15 protein-coding genes, 1 rRNA gene and 1 riboswitch are annotated in these 21,289 nt (G+C 39.3%); of the genes, 7 read left to right on the plus strand and 9 right to left on the minus strand.

Annotated elements, in window-relative coordinates; genetic code table 11:
- Window positions 1-32 precede the first annotated feature (32 nt).
- Window positions 33-1,559: a catalase gene (locus A9500_RS04040; protein WP_065244003.1), complete on the plus strand. Its 1,527-nt coding sequence runs from the start codon at window positions 33-35 to the stop codon at window positions 1,557-1,559.
- A gap of 78 nt (window positions 1,560-1,637) precedes the next feature.
- Here A9500_RS04040 and A9500_RS04045 read toward each other — a convergent pair whose 3' ends face one another.
- From A9500_RS04045 to A9500_RS04055, 3 genes are all read right to left on the minus strand, one after another.
- Window positions 1,638-3,077 carry a sodium:alanine symporter family protein gene (locus A9500_RS04045; protein WP_065244004.1) on the minus strand — a complete coding sequence of 480 codons (1,440 nt, stop codon included), beginning with the start codon at window positions 3,075-3,077 and terminating at the stop codon, window positions 1,638-1,640.
- A 137-nt stretch (window positions 3,078-3,214) separates the two neighbouring features.
- The gene (gene nagK, locus A9500_RS04050) at window positions 3,215-4,132 is read right to left on the minus strand and encodes an N-acetylglucosamine kinase (RefSeq protein WP_065244005.1); all 918 of its coding nucleotides are present in this window, start codon (window positions 4,130-4,132) and stop codon (window positions 3,215-3,217) included.
- Between the two features lie 146 nt (window positions 4,133-4,278).
- Window positions 4,279-5,004 (minus strand): phosphatase PAP2 family protein, encoded by a 726-nt coding sequence (locus A9500_RS04055; protein WP_065244006.1) that lies wholly within the window; start codon window positions 5,002-5,004, stop codon window positions 4,279-4,281.
- Window positions 5,005-5,070: 66 nt separating this feature from the next.
- Here A9500_RS04055 and ribA point away from each other — a divergent pair, with 66 nt between their 5' ends.
- On the plus strand, window positions 5,071-5,718 hold the full coding sequence (gene ribA / locus A9500_RS04060) for a GTP cyclohydrolase II (RefSeq protein WP_005696347.1): 648 nt from the start codon (window positions 5,071-5,073) through the stop codon (window positions 5,716-5,718).
- Between the two features lie 44 nt (window positions 5,719-5,762).
- Here the strand turns inward: ribA and A9500_RS04065 are convergent, their stop codons facing one another.
- Entirely contained in the window at window positions 5,763-5,906 is a 144-nt protein-coding gene (locus A9500_RS04065; protein WP_014065561.1) for a hypothetical protein, read from the minus strand.
- A gap of 123 nt (window positions 5,907-6,029) precedes the next feature.
- Window positions 6,030-6,074, plus strand: a riboswitch (PreQ1 riboswitch).
- Window position 6,075: 1 nt separating this feature from the next.
- On the opposite strand from A9500_RS04065, the gene queC reads away from it, so the two are divergent.
- The 5 genes from queC (at window position 6,076) to gltS (ending at window position 13,570) form a co-directional block, all read left to right on the plus strand.
- Entirely contained in the window at window positions 6,076-6,747 is a 672-nt protein-coding gene (queC, locus tag A9500_RS04070) for a 7-cyano-7-deazaguanine synthase QueC (protein ID WP_065244007.1), read from the plus strand.
- A 196-nt stretch (window positions 6,748-6,943) separates the two neighbouring features.
- Window positions 6,944-8,842, plus strand: a complete 1,899-nt coding sequence (gene parE, locus A9500_RS04075) for a DNA topoisomerase IV subunit B (RefSeq protein ID WP_065244008.1) — start codon at window positions 6,944-6,946, stop codon at window positions 8,840-8,842.
- Window positions 8,843-8,858: 16 nt separating this feature from the next.
- Window positions 8,859-10,052 carry a copper-containing nitrite reductase gene (gene nirK, locus A9500_RS04080; protein WP_065244009.1) on the plus strand — a complete coding sequence of 398 codons (1,194 nt, stop codon included), beginning with the start codon at window positions 8,859-8,861 and terminating at the stop codon, window positions 10,050-10,052.
- Window positions 10,053-10,063: 11 nt separating this feature from the next.
- On the plus strand, window positions 10,064-12,319 hold the full coding sequence (gene parC / locus A9500_RS04085) for a DNA topoisomerase IV subunit A (protein WP_065244010.1): 2,256 nt from the start codon (window positions 10,064-10,066) through the stop codon (window positions 12,317-12,319).
- A gap of 36 nt (window positions 12,320-12,355) precedes the next feature.
- Window positions 12,356-13,570 carry a sodium/glutamate symporter gene (gltS, locus tag A9500_RS04090; protein ID WP_065244011.1) on the plus strand — a complete coding sequence of 405 codons (1,215 nt, stop codon included), beginning with the start codon at window positions 12,356-12,358 and terminating at the stop codon, window positions 13,568-13,570.
- A 43-nt stretch (window positions 13,571-13,613) separates the two neighbouring features.
- Here the strand turns inward: gltS and mfd are convergent, their stop codons facing one another.
- The 5 genes from mfd to rrf form a co-directional block, all read right to left on the minus strand.
- Window positions 13,614-17,057: a transcription-repair coupling factor gene (gene mfd / locus A9500_RS04095; protein WP_065244017.1), complete on the minus strand. Its 3,444-nt coding sequence runs from the start codon at window positions 17,055-17,057 to the stop codon at window positions 13,614-13,616.
- Window positions 17,058-17,174: 117 nt separating this feature from the next.
- A complete protein-coding gene (locus A9500_RS10710; protein ID WP_179854556.1) occupies window positions 17,175-17,348 on the minus strand; it encodes a DUF5363 domain-containing protein in 174 nt (57 codons plus the stop codon).
- Window positions 17,345-19,153, minus strand: coding sequence for a tRNA(Met) cytidine acetyltransferase TmcA (locus tag A9500_RS04100; RefSeq protein WP_083180293.1), 1,809 nt, complete (start codon window positions 19,151-19,153; stop codon window positions 17,345-17,347). The genes A9500_RS10710 and A9500_RS04100 overlap by 4 nt, the downstream gene beginning before the upstream one ends.
- Window positions 19,154-19,192: 39 nt before the next feature.
- Complete coding sequence (locus A9500_RS04105; RefSeq protein ID WP_065244013.1) at window positions 19,193-20,959, minus strand: ATP-binding protein; 1,767 nt, start codon at window positions 20,957-20,959, stop codon at window positions 19,193-19,195.
- 103 nt (window positions 20,960-21,062) lie between these two features.
- Window positions 21,063-21,178, minus strand: a 5S ribosomal RNA gene (gene rrf / locus A9500_RS04110).
- Window positions 21,179-21,289 lie beyond the last annotated feature (111 nt).

Below are 21,289 nucleotides of genomic sequence, written 5' to 3' on the forward strand. Positions count from 1 at the left end.
ATCCCCCTATTGATTCATACAAGGAGTTAACTATGAGTTTAAAATGCCCTTTTTCGCATTTATCTACTACAAACTTGACTATGGGCAATGGCGCTCCGGTAGCTGACAACCAAAACAGTTTAACTGCCGGTCCTCGCGGTCCATTACTTTCTCAAGATTTATGGCTTAATGAAAAATTAGCTGATTTCGTACGTGAGGTTATTCCTGAGCGTCGTATGCACGCTAAAGGCTCTGGTGCATTTGGTACCTTTACTGTCACACACGACATTACTAAATATACTCGTGCAAAAATTTTCAGCGAAGTAGGTAAAAAAACAGAAATGTTCGCACGCTTTACCACTGTTGCAGGTGAACGTGGTGCAGCAGATGCTGAACGTGATATTCGTGGTTTTGCCTTAAAATTCTATACTGAAGAAGGCAACTGGGATTTAGTGGGTAACAACACCCCAGTATTCTTCTTACGAGATCCTCGTAAATTCCCAGATTTAAACAAAGCAGTAAAACGCGATCCACGTACCAATATGCGTTCAGCCACTAACAACTGGGATTTTTGGACATTATTACCTGAAGCATTACACCAAGTTACTATTGTAATGAGTGAGCGTGGCATTCCTGCAAGCTATCGCCATATGCATGGATTTGGTTCACACACTTACAGTTTTTGGAATGAAGCAGGTGAGCGTTTCTGGGTGAAATTCCACTTCCGTACTCAACAAGGTATTAAAAATTTAACCGATGCAGAAGCTGCAGCTGTTATCGCCAATGATCGTGAAAGTCATCAACGCGATTTATATGAAGCAATCGAACGTGGAGATTTTCCTAAATGGACATTATACGTACAAATCATGCCTGAAGCAGATGCAGAAAAAGTGCCTTATCATCCATTCGATTTAACTAAAGTGTGGCCGAAAAAAGATTATCCGTTAATTGAGGTAGGAGAGTTTGAGCTTAACCGTAATCCTGAAAACTTCTTTGCTGATGTAGAGCAATCAGCATTTGCACCAAGCAATTTAGTTCCAGGTATCGGCGTAAGTCCAGATAAGATGTTACAAGCTCGTTTATTCAACTATGCAGACGCACAACGTTATCGTTTAGGTGTGAACTATCGTCAAATTCCAGTAAACCGTCCACGTTGCCCTGTTCATAGTAATCAACGTGATGGCCAAGGTCGTGTAGACGGCAACTATGGTAGCTTACTGCACTACGAGCCAAACAGCTTCAGCCAATGGCAACAACAACCAGACTTTGCTGAACCACCACTTCGTATCAACGGAGATGCAGCACACTGGGATTATCGTAACGATGATAATGACTACTTCAGCCAACCACGTGCATTATTTAACTTAATGAATTCAGAGCAAAAACAAGCATTGTTCAACAATACTGCAGCGGCGATGGGCGATGCACCTGAGTTCATCAAATACCGTCATATCCGTAACTGCTACTGGTGTGAGCCAGCATATGGCGAGGGTGTTGCAAAAGCATTGGGCTTAACCGTTGAAGATGCATTAAAAGCTCGTGAAACTGATCCAGCACTAGGCCAAGGCGGATTACTCTAAAGACGATTAATTCTGTAAGCAGAATTTTAATCTAAAAATAAAGGCGGGATATCCCGCCTTTATTGTGCCTATCAAAGTTTATTTCCAAATTCGATGATCTAATACTCGTTTTTTAATTTCAGGATAGAGGTCAATTTTAAATTCAGGCTCTTTTCCTTCTTTTAATTGACGCTGATAGTCTTTCATTAACTTCCACACAATCGGGGAAAGTAAAACAATCGCGACTAAGTTAATAATTGCCATCACAGCCATCACCGTATCTGCAAAATTCCACACGACATTGCCTGATTTTACTGAACCGAAATAAACAAAGAACAATACCGATAAGCGGAACAACCATACAAACCAAGGTTTATTTTTAATAAAGCGAATGTTACTTTCCGCATAAGCATAGTTACCAATGATAGAAGAATAAGCGAAAAGCAATAAGATGAAAGCTAAGAAGTGTACGCCAAATTCACCTACATGATAACGCAATGCATTTTGCGTTAAGGAAATACTTTTCAGTGTTTCACTGCCGTAATTATCTGAAAGCAGAATAATCACTGCCGTACAAGTACATACGATCATGGTATCTACAAATACACCAAGCATTTGCACTAAACCTTGGCTTACTGGATGTTTTACATGTGCCGCTGCGGCCGCATTTGGGGCTGACCCCATCCCCGCTTCATTAGAGAATAATCCGCGCTTAATCCCCATCATCATGGCTTTAGACACTAAAGCACCAAACATACCACCAGCAGCAGATTGGAAAGTAAAGGCACTTTTATAAATATTGGCGATTACCGTTGGGATCATATCAATATGCATGCCTAAGATAATTACCGCCATAATTAGATAAAAGAGTGCCATCATCGGTACTACGCTACTAGAAATGGTCGCAATACGTTTCACGCCACCGAAAATAATCGCAGCAGTTAAAACAACTAAAACAAGACCAACATATTCACCTTGCCAATTCCAAGCATTTTTAGTTGCTTCTACGATTGAGTTTGCTTGTACTGAATTAAATGCAAAACCAAAGGTAAAAATAAGTGAAATAGCAAACGCTGCAGCCAAGCAACGAGATTTCAAACCTTGTGTAATATAGTAAGCGGGGCCACCACGGAAAGAACCATCCTTATCTTGAATTTTAAATACTTGTGCTAAGGTAGATTCTGCAAAAGCACTCGACATGCCAATAAATGCGGTTACCCACATCCAGAACACCGCACCTTCACCACCAAGCGCTATAGCTGTCGCCACACCACTGATATTACCAACACCAACTCGACTTGCAAGCCCAGTTGCAAATGCCTGGAATGGTGTTAAAGAATTCCCCTCAGTAGCACGTCCAAACCACATTTCACGTATACTTGCAGGGAAAAGACGCAATTGTACTAAGCCTGTTGTAATCGTAAAAAATAAGCCTACACCTAATAAAATAACAATCGTGATATTCCATAATGGCTCATCTAAATGTTCAACAACCCATGTTAAACCTTGCTCAATCCAGTTTCCAAATTCTGTCAACATAAAAACCTCGCTTAAAAAAATCAATATTTTGATTGTAGAGAGATAAAAGAAAAAATCCAGTTTTCTTAAAAAGAAACTGGATTTTTATCCTATAACACAAAATTTATTCAGATTTTTGCTGTATTTTTAGATTAAATCTATTCACGTTTTAAAAATAATGCTGCAGCACCACGCACTCCACCAGAATCACCATGTTTTGCTTTTTTGATTGGTGGCACTTTTGCACTACGCATTAAATGAGGTGGCAATGCTTTTGGTAACGCTTCATAGAGATAATCAAAATTCGATAAACCACCACCAAGAACAATCATATGTGGATCAAATGCAGTGATAATGTTACCGATAGAAATAGCCGCTAACTCTACAAAAATGCGAACAAAATCAACCGCACTTTCCTCTTCCGCATAAAAGCGATCGATAATGTCTTTCGCTGATAATGCCTCGCCTTTTAAGTCTCGGTACAACATTTCAAAACCGCGACCTGAAATATACGTATCTAAACAGGCATGATTACCACAACCACATTGATAAATAGGGGCTTTATCCCAACCCAATAATTTTAAGGCATGATAATTTAATTGAAGATGCCCTAACTCCCCTGCCATCCCCACTTGTCCTGAGTGAATTTTGCCATTAATCACAAAGCCACCACCAAAACCAGTGCCTAAAATCAGCCCTAATACGGAAGGATATTGGGTATTCTCTTCGTCCCAAGCTTCAGAAAGCGCAAAGCAATTTGCATCATTTTCAGCTCGCACTTCACGCCCGAGTATTTTCTCAAGATCAGTTAAAATGGGCTTATTATCTGCGACACGAATATTCGTCACCTCAGCAAGCCCTGTTGTTAAATTAACAAATCCTGGCAACCCAAGGCCTACCGTGCCTTTTTCACCAAAATGAGCATCCGCACGTTCGACTAAAACTTTGATCGCTTGCAACCAATCTTGATAATCTGTCTGTGGTGTTAGCACGCGCTCAGTATAAAGTTTTTCTAATTTTTCATTAAAGGCAGCCAATTCAATCTTTGTGCCACCAATATCAATACCGTAATACATATTGTCTCCTTAAAAGAGCGGTCAAATTTGTTGGAATATATAGGCTGTATTTTCCTTGAAATCAAAATGAAAATCCATGACAAAAATCATATTTTGTACAAGCATAAAAAAAAGACCAGCTTTATCACTAAAACCGGTCTTTGATCCTATTTATTGTTAAACAAGCCTTTCTTCTGTAAGAAATCAAAAATAATTAAATGAACAATCCACGCCGAAATTATCGCCACAAATAAATCGATAGGATAATGCATTCCAAGGCGGACTCGGCTAATCAACATTAATACTCCCCAAATGGTCATGGCACCAATCAGTAATTCCGCTTTAAAAGAACGATTACCTGATAATTGGCTAAATCCAACGGCTAACATTAGCCAAGTGGCTGCAAAAATAGAATGTCCTGATGGGAAAGAATAACCTGTTTCATCTTCATAATGCGCTTTTAACCAGGCTGGTGTATCGGCTTGTGTAGAATAAAATTTATCAACTAATTTTGCACGCTCTGAACGATCTTGATGATAAAAAGCATCCGTAGTGCTTTCTGTTTTTTCCGCTAAATAGACGGTGAAAGGACGTGGCTCGGCAAAAACCGTTTTTAAACCTGTTTTAATCACTTGTGTGGATAATACCGACAGGCCCATTACAATCACGCCCATAATCCACTGTTTACGATTTTCAAAAAGAAAACGGAAAAGTAAAGCAAACACACCACAGGTAATTAAAGCGTAAGGCACACTACCTGTTTCGGTTAAAAGATAAAGCCAATAATCCCATTCCATTAATTGGTTGTTTCCATGCCAATGATAAGCAAAACCCCAAACAAAAAATGGTACAAGACAAAGGAATAACGTATATAATGACAGCCTTTTAAACATTGTTGCCTCTTGATAATAAAAATAAAGTGCATATTTTAGCAGAATAAAGTTGAAAAAGGATAAGTTATGTCAAAAATCCAATTGGTTGCTCAAGCCAATTTGCCTACCGAATATGGTATATTTAAAATGGTCGGATTTGAATTTCCCGATACAAAAAAAGAACATGTCGCATTAGTAATGGGTGATATTTCAAACCAAGATGAGCCTGTACTCGCCCGTATTCATTCGGAATGCTTAACGGGTGATGCATTACACAGTTTGAAATGTGATTGTGGTTTCCAACTGGCGGCTGCGCTACGTCAAATTAGCGAAGCGGGTCGTGGTGTGTTGATCTATCATCGTGAAGAAGGACGAGGTATTGGTCTAATTAATAAAATTCGTGCTTATTCATTACAAGATCAAGGCATGGATACTATTGAAGCCAATCTTGCATTAGGTTTTAAAGCTGATGAACGTAACTTTAATGTGTGTGCCGATATGTTTGAATTATTAGGTGTGAAGCAAGTTCGCTTGATGACAAACAACCCGCAAAAAGTAGAAACGATGAAAAAAGCAGGCATTAATATCGTAGAACGTGTGCCATTGAATGTAGGTGAAAACCGTTACAATACGAAATATCTTGATACCAAAGCGAAAAAAATGGGCCATTATATTGTGCACAATAATGAAGAACATTTAATGACTTGCCCACATTGCCAAGAAGAAGTTATTTAATAAAAAAGCCATACAACTGTATGGCTTTTCTTTTGTCAAAACAATTATTGATTAACGCCCCAATGACGAGTGTCTTTATCAAATTTCATGCCTGAATGAGATCCTTCTGAACCATTAAAATAAACGTCTTTATTTGCGCAAGCTGAAATCACTAATGCACCGATAACAATAAGAATTAATTTTTTCATTGTGTTTACCTTTTTAAAACTAACTTGTCCAAATTGTATCATAACTTTTGTTGGCCTTACCTGCTTAAATTAGTCCTTTTCTTGCAAAATTTATCTTTGACTTCTACAATACCGCCTCATTTTTAACTTGTAGTTCGCAAACCTCCTACATAAAAAAACTAGGTATCCTATGAATATTTCAAATCCTAATCTCAACCGTAAAGCCCTTGTGATCTTCTCTGGTGGACAAGATTCCACAACCTGTTTAATTCAAGCTATTGCCGAATATGGCGTAGAAAATGTTGAAACCGTCACCTTTCAATACGGCCAACGTCATGCCATTGAATTAGAAAAAGCCCGTTGGATCGCCAAAGATCTCGGCGTAAAACAAACGTTGATTGATACATCTGTCATCAAATCTATCACTCACAATGCCTTAATGGATGCAAATGCTGACATTGAGCAAAAAGACGGGGAATTACCGAATACCTTTGTGGATGGCCGAAATGCGCTCTTCTTATTGTATGCGGCAATTTACGCAAAAGGACAAGGTATTAATGACATTATCACAGGCGTATGTGAAACAGATTTCAGTGGCTATCCCGATTGCCGAGATGTGTTTATTAAATCCATGAATGTCACCCTTAATTTAGCCATGGATTATCCGTTCAATTTAAAAACACCGCTAATGTATCTCACCAAAGCACAAACTTGGGCATTAGCTGATGAATTAGGTGCGTTAGATTATGTTCGTCAGCATACCCACACTTGCTATGAAGGTGTTGAAGGTGGCTGTGGGGAATGCCCAAGCTGTAAATTGAGAGATAAAGGCTTGCAGGAATATTTAGCAACAAAAGCTTAGTATCTCGATAACTCACTCCATAACAGATTAAATAGATTCAAATGAACCCCAAGTGCGGTCAAAATTCACGTCAAATTTTGACCGCACTTTTACTTGATATAGTATCCTTATCTTTTCTCATCTTTGATTTTATAAACGCGTCATTTTTTGATAAAATCACGCTAATTTTTTTATAAATAAGTAACTAATTTTAAAAATGACTACAAATTATTCCGCTCAAGAAATTACGGTTTTAAAAGATCTCGAACCGGTGCAAATTCGCCCCGGCATGTACACGGACACTACCCGTCCAAATCACCTTGCTCAAGAAGTTATCGATAACAGTGTGGACGAAGCCCTTGCGGGTTTTGCCACCAAAGTTGAAGTGATTTTACACGCCGATCAATCGCTTGAAGTCATTGATAATGGCCGCGGAATGCCTGTGGATATTCACCCAACTGAAGGCGTTTCTGGTGTCGAAGTGATCTTAACCAAACTTCATGCTGGCGGTAAGTTCTCGAATAAAAACTATGAATTTGCCGGTGGTTTACACGGGGTGGGGATTTCTGTCGTCAATGCCCTTTCTGAACGCGTTGATATTCAAGTTAAACGTAACGGTGAAGTGTATAAAATTGCCTTTGAAAATGGCGCAAAAGTAGAAGAATTAGAAGTCATCGGGGCTTGTGGCAGACGTACAACCGGCACCACCGTTCATTTTAGACCGAATCCAAAATATTTTGATAGCAAGAATTTTTCTGTTAGTCGTTTACGCCACTTATTACGTGCGAAAGCCGTGCTTTGTTCTGGCTTAGAAATTAAATTTGTCGATAAAGTGAATAACACTGAAGATGTGTGGTGCTATCAAGATGGTTTATCCGATTACTTAACTGAAGCGGTAAATGGTTTTGAAACCTTGCCTGAAAAACCATTTGTTGGTGAATTTAAAGGCTCCACAGAAGCGGTAAGCTGGGCATTGTTATGGTTACCTGAAGGTGGCGAGCTTATTGCTGAAAGCTATGTAAACTTGATTCCAACAGTCCAAGGCGGAACACACGTAAATGGTCTTCGCCAAGGCTTGCTCAATGCCATGACCGAATATTGCGAATTCCGCAATAAATTACCACGTGGCGTGAAATTAACCGCAGACGATATTTGGGATCGCTGTGCTTATATTCTTTCACTGAAAATGCAGGATGCCCAATTTGCCGGGCAAACGAAAGAACGCTTATCTTCTCGTCAAAGTGCGGTCTTTGTTGCGGGTGTTTTAAAAGACGCCTTCAGTTTGTGGTTAAACCAGAACGTACAAGATGCCGATCGCTTAGCTGAAATGGCCATTAGCTCTGCACAACGTCGTTTAAACGCTGCAAAAAAAGTCGTACGTAAAAAATTAGTCAGCGGCCCTGCTCTACCGGGTAAATTAGCCGATTGTGCATCACAAAATTTAGAAAAAACCGAATTATTCTTAGTAGAAGGTGACTCTGCGGGCGGCTCAGCCAAACAGGCTCGTGACCGTGAATATCAAGCAATCCTGCCGTTACGTGGAAAAATCTTAAATACTTGGGAAGTGGCTAGTGATCAAGTACTTGGCTCAACGGAAATTCATGATATTGCAGTGGCGCTTGGTATCGATCCTGATAATGAAGATTTATCTCAACTTCGTTACGGTAAAGTCTGTATTTTAGCCGATGCGGACTCTGATGGTTTGCACATCGCCACCCTGCTTTGTGCACTCTTTTTACGTCACTTCCCTAAATTGGTTCAAGATGGACACGTTTATGTGGCAATGCCACCACTCTATCGTATCGACTTAGGCAAAGAAGTGTTTTATGCCCTCGATGAAAGCGAAAAAGAAGCGATTTTAGAACGCTTAAAAAGTAAAAAAGGCACCTTAAACGTACAACGATTTAAAGGTTTAGGTGAAATGGATCCGTCACAATTACGTGAAACTACCATGGATCCGAATACACGCCGTTTAGTTCAATTAACCTATGAGCTAGGCGAAGATCAAGGGGCTGAAACATTAGAATTAATGGATATGTTACTCGCCAAAAAACGAGCGGAAGATCGCAAAAATTGGTTGCAAACCAATGGAGATCAAGTGGATTTAGCTGTTTAATTATTTGAGGTTAATCATGAACGAACAACGTCGAGATTTTTTTAAGAATAGTGCACTAGGCCTAGCAACGATTACATTAGGTGCAGGTTTAAGCCTTATTCCTTCAGCTCAAGCAGAGGAAAAGTCCTCTAATATGGCAACCACTGCGGTTGAAAATTTACCTGAAATTGAAGCTGAGCTGACGCTTGCCCCCAATGTACCAAAACCGATTGAACGTAATCACCCTGCAAAAGTCGTGGTAAAACTGACCGCACTTGAGCAAATTATGGATTTGATGGATGGTGTACAATTTAAATTCTGGACATTAAACGGTAGCGTGCCTGCGCCATTCATTCGTGTACGCGAAGGCGATATGGTGGAAGTCCAACTTTCCAACTCAGCGAGTTCAATGATGCCGCACAGTATCGATTTTCACGCTGCCGCTGTGCCAATGGGTGGTGCTATTGCGAGTGAAACGCCACCAACACGTACATCCACCTTCCAATTTAGAGCATTACGTTCTGGCATTTATTTATATCATTGTGGCAGTCAGCCTGTTGATATTCACCTTGCTAAAGGGATGTATGGTTTAGTTTTAGTTGAGCCAAAAGAAGGCTTACCAAAAGTGGATCGTGAATTTTACCTTATGCAAAGTGAATTCTATACAAAAGGTGAATTTGGCGATCCTGGCTTGCAACCGTTTAGTATGAAAAAAGCTATTGATGAGCGCCCAGAATATGTCCTCTTCAACGGCAAAGTCGGCGCAACCATGGATGAAAATGCCTTAAAAGCAAAAACTGGAGAAACAATTCGCCTATTTGTAGGAAATGCGGGGCCGAATTTATGCTCTTCTTTCCACTTAATCGGTGCGGTATTTGACAATGTGTATGTAGAAGGCGGCACACTTGTTAATCACAATGTTCAAACGACCTTGATTCCATCTGGCAGTGCCACCATGGTAGAAACTCGAATTGATGTGCCGGGTACTTATGTCTTTATGGATCATTCCATTTTCCGCGCTGTAAACAAAGGCACAATGGGACATATTGTAGTTGAAGGCGAAAAAAATCCAAATATTTATTCCGGCAAATTAAAAGACGAAGCCTTTAAAGAAGCCAATCCACAAAAACCGCAACCCGTTCCTTATGAAATAGACAGCCATAAAGGAATAGATATGGGACATTCTCCTCACGAACATTCAGATGCAAATTCTGGTGCAACAAGAAAATAGATTAGAAAAATATGAGCAATATTAACTACGAAGGCATCGAGCAGATGCCACTTCGCACCTTTACAGAAAAGGCTTACCTTAATTATTCAATGTACGTCATTATGGATCGTGCATTGCCTTTTATTGGAGATGGCTTAAAGCCTGTTCAACGTCGTATTGTCTATGCGATGTCTGAACTTGGCTTAAATGCCGCGGCAAAATTTAAAAAATCTGCACGTACCGTCGGTGATGTGTTAGGTAAATTCCATCCACATGGTGACTCTGCCTGTTATGAAGCCATGGTATTAATGGCTCAGCCCTTTTCTTACCGTTATCCTTTAGTAGATGGTCAAGGAAACTGGGGGGCACCAGATGATCCTAAATCATTCGCGGCAATGCGTTATACAGAATCTCGCCTGTCCAAAATTTCTGAAATTCTATTAACTGAATTGGGTCAAGGCACTGTTGACTTTCAACCAAACTTTGATGGCACCTTAGAAGAACCACAATATTTGCCTGCACGTTTGCCTCATATTCTTTTGAACGGTACCACTGGGATTGCCGTCGGAATGGCAACCGATATTCCGCCACACAATATTAATGAAGTAGCAGATGCAGCTGTGATGCTATTAGATAATCCAAAAGCAGGATTAGATGATGTGCTCAATATCATTCAAGGCCCGGATTTCCCAACTGAAGCGGAAATTATTTCCCCTAAAGATGATATTCGCAAAATGTATGAAACTGGCCGTGGCTCTATCAAAATGCGTGCGACATGGCATAAAGAAGATGGTGAAATCATCATTAGCGCACTTCCTCATCAATCTTCACCATCAAAAATTATTGCACAAATTGCTGAGCAAATGACAGCAAAAAAATTGCCAATGGTGGAAGATATTCGTGATGAAGCAGATTATGAAAATCCTGTGCGTATCGTACTTGTGCCACGTTCAAATCGCGTTGACACGGATGCCTTAATGGCGCATTTATTTGCGACGACCGATCTCGAAAAAAGCTATCGTGTAAATATGAATATGATCGGGCTTGATCATAAACCAGCCGTGAAAGGCTTACTTCAAGTCCTCACTGAATGGCTGACATTCCGTCGCACTACCGTGACACGTCGTTTACAACATCGTTTAGATAAAGTGCTCGCTCGTTTACATATTTTAGATGGTTTGATGATTGCCTTCCTCAATATTGACGAAGTGATTGAGATTATTCGTACTGAAGATGAACCAAAACAAGTTTTAATGGCTCGCTTTAACTTAAGTGATGAACAGGCAGAAGCCATTTTAAACTTACGTTTACGCCATTTAGCCAAATTAGAAGAACATCAATTACAAGCTGAAAAAGATAAACTCGAAGAAGAGCGGTCAAATTTAGAGTTAATTTTAGGATCTGAACGTCGCTTAAATACTTTGATCAAAAAAGAAATTCAAGAAGATGCAAAAAAATACGCCAGCCCTAGAATGTCTCAATTAGTTGAACGTGAAGAAGCAAAAGCCATTTCTGAAAGTGAAATGAGTCCGGCTGAACCCGTTACTGTTATCTTATCTGAAATGGGCTGGATTCGTTGTGCGAAAGGTCATGACATTGATCCGGCAGGCTTAAGTTATAAAGCAGGCGATAAATATCTCGCTCACGCTTGTGGTAAAAGCAATCAACCCGTAATCTTTATTGATAGTACTGGTCGTAGCTATGCTTTAGATCCATTAAGCTTGCCTTCTGCGCGTTCCCAAGGTGAACCACTCACCGGTAAACTTACATTACCGGCAGGTGCGACGATTGAAAAGGTTATTATGGAACCTGAAAAACAAGAATTATTGATGGCATCAGATGCAGGATACGGTTTTATTTGCAAATTTGAAGATTTAATTGCACGTAATAAAGCGGGAAAAGCCTTGATTTCTTTGCCAGAAAATGCGAAAGTCTTGAAACCTGAGACACTTTCCGAGTCGGCCTCACTTCTTGTGTCCCTCACTTCAGCGGGTCGAATGCTGATTTTTCCGGTACGGGATTTACCGGCATTATCAAAAGGGAAAGGCAACAAAATCATCAGTATTCCAGCAGCGAATGCAAAAGCGCGGTCAGAATTATTGGTGAAATTGTTCTTAATTTCAGAGCAAGCCAGCCTTGAGTTCCATTCCGGTAAACGAAAAATCACATTAAAACCGGAAGATCTGCAAAAATTCCGTGCGGAACGCGGCAGAAAAGGCTCCCAGTTACCACGAGGATTACATAGTAATGTTGACATTGTGGTGGTTGAACCTGAACACAACTCATAAGAATTCTCGAAACCAAACTAAATAGGAGGATATTTCGTGAATATTGTTTTTGATACCTATCAAACACTTGCTTTAGCAAGTTTTGTATTATTACTCGGTTTTTTTCTAGTAAAACGCATTCGGGTTTTACAAACATTCAATATCCCAGAGCCTGTCGTTGGCGGCTTTATTGTGGCTATTGCATTAACGGTTTTATATAAAGTAAATGGCACTTCATTCACTTTTGAGAAAAGCTTACAAACATCGATGATGTTGGTATTCTTCTCCTCTATCGGTTTAAGTGCAAACTTTGCTCGCTTAATTAAAGGCGGAAAACCATTAGTTATCTTCCTATTGGCAGCGGGAATACTCATTGTTTGCCAAAATGTCATCGGTATTTTAGGTACTCAATTATTAGGTATTGATCCTGCTTATGGTCTACTGGCCGGTTCAGTTACCCTAACCGGTGGTCATGGTACAGGTGCGGCATGGGCAGAAACTTTCACTAAAGAATTTAATCTACCGGCTGCAACAGAAATCGCCATGGCATGTGCCACATTCGGTTTAGTCTTTGGTGGTATCTTAGGTGGTCCAGTATCTCGTTATTTATTAAATCATCAAAAACAAGGTGAAAACCCGGAGAATGATGAAGTAGATGACGTACAAGAAGCATTTGAGCACCCAACTTACAAACGTAAAATTAATGCGCGCTCAATCATTGAAACCATCGCAATGCTTTCTTTATGTTTACTCATCGGTCAATACTTAGATGGCTTAACAAAAGGTACACACATTCAATTACCAACATTCGTATGGTGTTTATTTACAGGTGTAATCATTCGTAACAGCTTAACCCACTTATTCAAATTCCAAGTGGCTGATTCAGCGATTGACGTATTAGGTAGCGTAGGTTTATCTATCTTCTTAGCGATTGCTTTGATGTCTCTCAAACTTTGGGAATTAGCAGGTCTTGCAACAGATGTATTAGTTATCTTAGCAGTTCAAGTTGTCTTCATGGCTTTCTTCGCTATCTACGTCACATACCGTATGATGGGTAAAGATTATGATGCTATTGTATTAAGTGCGGGTCACTGTGGTTTCGGTCTCGGTGCAACACCAACAGCCGTAGCTAACATGCAAGCGATTACCAGTCGTTTCGGACCATCTCACAAAGCGTTCTTAATCGTACCAATGGTAGGGGCATTCTTTATCGACTTATTAAACGCCGGTATCTTAAAAATGTTCTTAAGCGTTGTTGAAGCGCTTCACTAATCAAACGTAGAAAAAAAGGCTGACATTTTGTCAGCCTTTTTATTTACTCTCTACTCAGTAGCGTCTTCACTAAATCCATTACAAATTCTAGCCGCGCTTTGTTTTCTGGAAGTGCTTTTACAAACTTAAATTTTAGTGGACCATCAAAGCGATAAACAATTGGATTTTGTTGAATTAATTTGATGAATTTTTCTGGATCAACTTTTGCTGAAGGTGAGAATTCAATAAAGCCCCCTTGAGCCCCAGCATCGATTTTCAGTACTTTTAATGGTTTCACCATTAAACGCATCTCTGCAATTTGTAAAAGATTTTTAGTTGCTTCAGGTAATAGGCCAAAGCGATCGATTAATTCAACTTTTAATTCATCTAACTCTTGCTTACTTTCTGCTGCAGCAATGCGTTTATAGAACGATAAACGCATATTCACATCACCAAGATAGTCATCTGGCAATAAAGCTGGAACACGTAACTCAATTTCAGCTTGTTGATGTGTAATCTCTTCTAATGAAGGTTCTCTGCCCTCTTTTAAGGCTTTAACTGCTGCATCAAGCAATTCCATATAAAGTGAAAAACCGATGCTCTCAATTTGCCCACTTTGTTCATTCCCTAATAATTCACCTGCACCGCGAATTTCTAAATCGTGCGTCGCAAGGATGAAACCTGCACCTAAGTTATCTAAACTTTCTAATGCCTCTAAACGACGTTTCGCATCTTTCGTCATTAATTTCGGCGGAGGTGTAAGCAAATACGCATAAGCTTGATGATGGGAACGCCCTACTCGACCACGCAACTGGTGAAGCTGAGCTAAACCAAAATTATCTGCACGTTCAATAATAATCGTATTTGCCGTTGGTACGTCAATTCCTGTTTCAATGATGGTGGAACAAACTAATACGTTATAACGTTGATGATAAAAATCACTCATCACGCGTTCAAGTTCACGTTCCCGCATTTGACCATGACCAATCACGACTCGAGCTTCTGGTACAAGTGCGGTCAGTTTTTCAGCCGTATTTTCAATACTCGCCACATCATTATGTAAATAATAAACTTGCCCACCACGTAAAATTTCACGCAGGATGGCCTCACGAATAATTAAATCATCCTTCTGACGAACAAACGTTTTGATACTCACTCGACGAGCCGGTGGTGTCGCAATAATAGAAAGATCGCGAATACCATTCATCGCCATATTCAAAGTACGAGGAATTGGTGTTGCGGTAAGCGTTAAAATATCAATATTCGCTCGAAGTTGTTTAATTTTCTCTTTTTGTCCCACACCAAAGCGATGTTCTTCATCGATGATAAGTAAGCCAAGATCAGAAAACTTCACATCGGATTGAATTAATTTATGGGTTCCAATTAGAATATCGACTTTTCCTTCGGCTAAATTTTCTAAGATTTGTTTTTGCTCTTTGGCTGTTTTAAAACGAGAAAGCACTTCCACATTAACCGGCAGATTAGCAAAACGATCTTTAAAATTCTCATAATGCTGTTGAGCTAACAAGGTTGTTGGAACCAATACAGCCACTTGTTTATGATTCATTACTGCCAAAAATGCGGCTCGCATCGCTACTTCCGTCTTCCCAAAGCCCACATCACCACAAACTAAACGGTCCATTGCTTTGGGCTGACACATATCTGAAATGACGGCATTAATCGCCATAGCTTGATCGTGCGTTTCTTCAAAAGGGAAGGTTGCAGCAAATTGCTGGAATTCCTCACGATCATATTTAAATTCAAAGCCTTTTTTCACTTCTCGCTGGGCATACACATCAAGTAATTCAGCAGCCACATCACGAATTTTTTCTGCGGCCTTTTGACGCGTTTTCGCCCATGATTCATTACCTAATTTATGTAATGGTGCGGTTTCATCTGAGCCCCCCACATAGCGACTAATTAAATGAAGAGAACCAACCGGCACATAAAGTTTGGACTCATTCGCATAATTGATCAGTAAATACTCTGCTTTTAAGCCCCCAGTATCGAGTGTCACTAAGCCACCATAACGCCCAACACCATGATCTAAATGTACCACAGGCTGCCCAATTTTTAATTCAGCCAGATTGCGCACTAAGGTATCCGGATTCACCGCCTTACGTTTATCACGCTGACGTTGTTGTACTCGCTCGCCTAAAATTTCATGCTCTGTAATGACGGCGAGTTTAGCCTCATCAAGAATAAAACCTTGCTCAAGACGACTTACCCACAGATTAAACTTGTCTTGATTGGCTTCAGATAAGGTTTTAATCTGTTTAGGCTTAATTTTTAATGGTGAAAGTAAATCCAGTAAGGTTTCACGTCGTCCTTCAGTTTCAACTGAAAATAGAACATTTCCTTTAAAATGCTCAATAAACTGACGAAGTTGCGATAACGGTTCTTTTTGCTGTGATTGAATGGTCACGGCTGGTAATGCGGACACCGCTAAATTTTTCTGACGAACAGATGACCGCACTTTTTCTACTTTAAAATTAATTTTAGGATAATTTTTTAATGCATGATTTACCGCATCAATGCTTAGCCACAAACGTTCTGGCGGTAAAAGAGGGCGCATCGGGTCAACTTTTCGATGCTCATAACGCTGTTTAGCATCAAGATAAAAACGTTCACCTTGCGCTTGATTTGTTTCCATATCCACAAATAACGTTTTCTCGGGCAAGTAATCGAACAATGTTGCCATTTCATCAAAGAATAGCGGCTGCCAATATTCAATCCCTGAAATTAATGTGCCTTTACTGATTTGCTGATAAATATGTTCTGGCTCACGACGAATTTCACCAAAGGTTTCTCTAAATTGTGTGCGGAAAAACTCAATACCTTTCTCATCTGTTGGAAATTCGTGTGCAGGTAATAAATTAATAGATTGAATTTCATCTAACGTTCGCTGCGTATCGACATCAAAAGTACGAATCGAATCAATTTCATCATCAAAAAAATCTAAGCGAAACGGGACCGTACTTCCCATCGGGAAAAGATCTAAAAGAGATCCGCGCACGGCATATTCACCATGTTCTAACACTTGTTCTACGGAACGGTATCCCGCTGACTCTAATTGTAATCGTAATTTTTCAATGACAAGACGATCGCCTTTTTTAATTAAAAGGACATTATGCTGTAGATATTTCGGCGGGCACACTCGCTGCATTAATGTGCTAATTGGCAAAACAAAGATGCCTTTTTTAGTATTTTGCAAATGAAATAGCGCACTTAAACGAGAAGAAATAATTTCTTGATGAGGCGAAAAAGAATCATAAGGTAACGTTTCCCAATCAGGAAAAAACTGAACGGGCTGAGAAGTTAAATCCGGTAAAACTTGTGATAAACGAACCGCACCTTTGGTATCCGGCGTCACAACCACCGTCAATCCATCATATTGCTCTGCAATTTCACTAACCGCAAGTGCATCAGCACCCGTTAATACGTTGCCAAGAATTTTATGATCATTTGGCTGAGTTGGAATATCAAAATTAAAATAGGTTGTTTTCATAAGTGCGGTCAATTTTATCTCATTTTTTTATTTGAACAGCGAGTTAGTTTAGCAAATTCACTCTACTTTTCAATAATTATCTGTATAAAAAAACAGGGTTAATTAACCCTGTTTCTCCTATTTTTTGAGTGGTTCAAGTGGCTTCTCTTTTTTTACATGCCCATCATCATCGAATTCGATATGTGGCATACAGCCTCTACAAGAGCCTTTATCTAAACCAAGCTCTTTACAAAACTTATTATATTCATCTACGGCTTTGCGAAACCAACCTTTTTTTTCTTGTTCGCTCATCTTGCCTCCTTTTTTAATTTTTGTGCAATTTCCGAACGGAATAATTTTAACCCATTTTTCTTGTTATAGGGTATCTGTTTTGTGATGAAATAATCTCGCATTAAAGGACAATCTTTTTCATCTAAATTCATTAAAAATCGACGAATTGCCGGCAAAGTGGAAGCTAAAGTGCGGTGAAAATAAGCGAAGTTTTTTAGACTTAACCAATCTTCATCAAGCAATTCCCAATCTACTGATGTGGTATTAAATTCCTGAGCAAGTGGATGGAAAGACAAAGGCATATTCCGTTGAAAAGATTGCTTTGCTTCTCTTTCTAATTCAATCCCTTGTGCAGAAAGCCCTTTTAGAGCAATAGCTGAATAACAACCACTACTCGCCTCTAAATGCTCGCCTAAATGAACAAGAGAAAAACCACATTTCTGCCAAAATTGAGCCAGTTCTTTGGTATAACCAAAACTCACTGATAAATAATCCAGATCGGTATTTTGTGTGATGTATTCAATAAGTTGTGTACCAATACCATGCTGCTGCCACATAGGCTGGACCGCAATTCTCGAAATACGTAAAGAATGCAATTCACAAGCCTTTTGTAGCTGAGCATGAAAACAAAGTGCTTGCGGGACGAGATTGCCTTTCGGGCGTCTACTACCTTGTTGAATCGCTTCAATGAGGGCTGAATCTTCAATCCCGCCTTCTTTTAATGCCCAAACTGCACCTAATAAATCTTGTTCATTTTCAGCGGTAAAAAAACGCTGTGAATTAGCATCAAACAATCGCCGTAGATCTAATGGTGATGTACGATAATGGGCTAATGTCATCAAGCCATAGAATTGAGACAATGAAGAAAGTATTTCCTCTTGTGAGCGTTCAGTAATTTGGCATATTTTGCTTTTATCGTATGGCGTTTGTTTAAAGTCATCCTCTACATTCAATAATAAAAGCTCATCGATAAACGCCTCTAAAGCATCATCTTTCGACCAACGCAGCGGTTCAATAAGCTCAAAATCAGAAAAAGTGCGGTTAATTTTTTGCTTAAATTTAAGCTCAAAGCCTCGCCCCGTTCCCTCATAACTATGGATGGTAGTCGTAAATAGAATATGCTTAAAATGCTGGGAAAAAGCAGTGAGTTGAGCAATCGGCAACATTGCCGCCTCATCAACAAAAAGCCAAGCATTTTCAGAAAAAGAAGGATCATTTTGCAAAGCAAGGAAAAGCGCATCTGGTGCAATAAAGATAATTTCTTTTTGTGAAAATTCAGCCAAAATATTGACCGCACTTTTATTTGGAGCTGTGAGGTAAATTTTAGTATCCAGTTGATTCGCTAATAAGCCTGCTAGAGCTGATTTCCCTCTTCCTCGTTTGGCAGTAAGAAAGTAAAGTTCAGATTCTTTTTGTAAGATTTGCTCAATGGTTTTCTGCTGATCTAAGGTCGCATTGTGGTTTACAAATAACTGCTGAAAAGTGCGGTCAAACTTTAAATCATTTTGATGATAAAGGACGGGAAAATCATATTTATGAATACAATGCTTAAAATATGCAATAAATCTTGGCGTCGTAATTGCCTCAAGCGAACCTGACCAACGAAGACTATCTTCGTCTATTTGGGAATGAAGTTTCTCCCAATTTGATAGCAAAACAATTAAGGCACCATTCATTTTTAATGTACCGGCCGCAATGGCGAGCGCCTCTAAATGGATACCTTTTCGTGCATCAAACAAGATCGTCTCAAACTCTTGCCCAAGAAGATTTTGAATTTTAGAAAACTCATTAATGATCAAGGTATTTGCCGGCAAATTAGACGGCATATTCTCACTGATCAAAATTTGAAAATGACGTGTCATGAATTATTTTTCTAAATATGCTTCTAATTCAGCTACATTTTGAGACCATTCATTACTGAGTTGCTTTATCCATGAAGCAATATCAGATGTCCAATTTGGTAATGAGGTATCTTGAGCCTGTTTTGCGATATTTTGCACATTAACTAGTCCTACCGACGCGGCTGCACCTTTAATTTTATGTGCGACATCTGACACTGTTTGTTGCATATTTGAGTTTGCAAGATAATCGTCATACGCTGTTTCTAATTCATCTAAATAAATCGGCATCCATTGTTTAAATAAATCAACATTAGCTTTAGCTTGAGATTTTCCGATTAACTCAATAAGTGAAATATTGATGCCTTCTTGAACCTGAGGAGGTTCTTCTTCATTAGAGATACATTCAATATCATCGCCTAAAAAAGTTTTAAAGCACTGACGTAATTCAACCAAAGAAAGTGGCTTGCGTAATACCCCATCCATTCCCTGCTCTTGATATTCTTCTTCACTGTGCATCACGTTTGCTGTAAAGGCAATTAAAGGTGGAAGAAAATCGTAAATCCCTTCTTCGTAGTTTTTTCGCAGATATTGTGCGATATCAAAACCTGACATATCAGGCAATTTAATATCAAGAAAAACAATATCGTAAGTATTTTTCTCAAATAGTCGGATCGCCTGTTCACCATTCATGGCAACATCAACATAATGACCTTGTTTTTCAAGAATACTTTTGGCCACAACCACATTCAATTCAACGTCTTCAACTAATAAAATAGAAAGATGCTGCATGGCTGTTTCAGCATTCATATCATTAGCTTGAGCTTTATCCGCAATAATCGTTAAATAAAAAGTAGAACCTTTATCCAACTCACTTTCAACGGTTAAATCCCCTTGCATTAACTGCGCAAGATTCTTAGAAATCGCAAGACCGATGCCACTTCCTGCGGAACGGTGAATATTATCTTTAACTTGATAATACATAGTAAAAATCTTATCCAGTTCGCAAGAAGCAATACCTGCCCCCGTATCTGCAACACTAAATTGATATTGATTATCTTGGATTTTCTGTACTGTTAGGATAACTTCACCTTTATCAGTAAATTTCACCGCATTACCAATTAGATTCCAAAGAATTTGGCTGATCCGAGCACGATCGAGATAAAGCCAATTAGGTAAATTCTCATACTGATTTAAAGAAAACTTTAGCCCCTTTTGTTCTGCCATTAAGGTACCAAAATTATAGAAATCATTAAGTAGTGAATGGAAATCACAAGGCTGGATATTTAATTCAATACGTTTAGAGTCGATCTTATCTAAGTCAATAATATCACTAAAAATATGACCTAAACTGACTGCACTTAGATTAATCGTATTCAGATAATTCTGTTGTTGTTCGGTTAATTTATCATCTAATAAAATTCGACTTAAGCCAATGATTCCATTTAATGGGGTACGTAACTCATGGCTAATGGTAGCCAGTAAGGTACTTTTATCACGATTATTTTTTTCTAATCGAGCGAGCGTTTTAGAGAGCTCTAAACGGGAACGCTCTAATCGCTCAACAAGTAGCGTAAAGAAATAAATAACAAAAGGAGCAGTAAACAAACCAAAAGTGATCGAGCGAACAATATCACTCCAGTGAATACCATCACTAAACAATGTACTTAATAAGATTTGTATACAAAGAGCCAAAATCGCAAGAATAGCAATGCCAAGTAAAGAGAAGCGAACTCGACCTAATCGAATAACCCAGTCAACATAGCGTTGTGCAAAATATCTAAAATTTTTCATTGTTTATATTGAGAAATAAAAATTGAGATCATTCTATAGAGTTTTTAATAAAAATCCATAAACAAAAACCCCAAGCCATTCAGCTCGGGGTTCTATATTCACTACCTGGCGGTGTCCTACTCTCACATGGGGAAGCCCCACACTACCATCGGCGCATCGGCGTTTCACTTCTGAGTTCGGTATGGGGTCAGGTGGGACCACCGCTCTATCGCCGCCAGGATTATTCCTTTAATAACTTTTCTCTATTTCTGCTCCGCTATCTCTAGCGCTCACAACCAAACAAGCTGATTCACTTCAAAACTTTCTTTTCTGAGTTTCGTCTTTGTATCA

This window comes from Haemophilus sp. CCUG 60358 (assembly GCF_001679485.1).
Lineage (GTDB): Bacteria > Pseudomonadota > Gammaproteobacteria > Enterobacterales > Pasteurellaceae > Haemophilus_D.

What these genes read in the sequence shown, in the direction of transcription:
- parC (WP_065244010.1), top strand. Translation starts at nt 10,064, where the DNA reads ATGAGCAATATTAACTACGAAGGCATCGAGCAGATGCCACTTCGCACC.
- A9500_RS04100 (WP_083180293.1), bottom strand. Translation starts at nt 19,153, where the DNA reads ATGCCGTCTAATTTGCCGGCAAATACCTTGATCATTAATGAGTTTTCT.
- A9500_RS04040 (WP_065244003.1), top strand. Translation starts at nt 33, where the DNA reads ATGAGTTTAAAATGCCCTTTTTCGCATTTATCTACTACAAACTTGACT.
- nagK (WP_065244005.1), bottom strand. Translation starts at nt 4,132, where the DNA reads ATGTATTACGGTATTGATATTGGTGGCACAAAGATTGAATTGGCTGCC.
- parE (WP_065244008.1), top strand. Translation starts at nt 6,944, where the DNA reads ATGACTACAAATTATTCCGCTCAAGAAATTACGGTTTTAAAAGATCTC.
- A9500_RS04045 (WP_065244004.1), bottom strand. Translation starts at nt 3,077, where the DNA reads ATGTTGACAGAATTTGGAAACTGGATTGAGCAAGGTTTAACATGGGTT.
- queC (WP_065244007.1), top strand. Translation starts at nt 6,076, where the DNA reads ATGAATATTTCAAATCCTAATCTCAACCGTAAAGCCCTTGTGATCTTC.
- A9500_RS04105 (WP_065244013.1), bottom strand. Translation starts at nt 20,959, where the DNA reads ATGAAAAATTTTAGATATTTTGCACAACGCTATGTTGACTGGGTTATT.
- A9500_RS10710 (WP_179854556.1), bottom strand. Translation starts at nt 17,348, where the DNA reads ATGAGCGAACAAGAAAAAAAAGGTTGGTTTCGCAAAGCCGTAGATGAA.
- A9500_RS04065 (WP_014065561.1), bottom strand. Translation starts at nt 5,906, where the DNA reads ATGAAAAAATTAATTCTTATTGTTATCGGTGCATTAGTGATTTCAGCT.
- mfd (WP_065244017.1), bottom strand. Translation starts at nt 17,057, where the DNA reads ATGAAAACAACCTATTTTAATTTTGATATTCCAACTCAGCCAAATGAT.
- A9500_RS04055 (WP_065244006.1), bottom strand. Translation starts at nt 5,004, where the DNA reads ATGTTTAAAAGGCTGTCATTATATACGTTATTCCTTTGTCTTGTACCA.
- ribA (WP_005696347.1), top strand. Translation starts at nt 5,071, where the DNA reads ATGTCAAAAATCCAATTGGTTGCTCAAGCCAATTTGCCTACCGAATAT.
- nirK (WP_065244009.1), top strand. Translation starts at nt 8,859, where the DNA reads ATGAACGAACAACGTCGAGATTTTTTTAAGAATAGTGCACTAGGCCTA.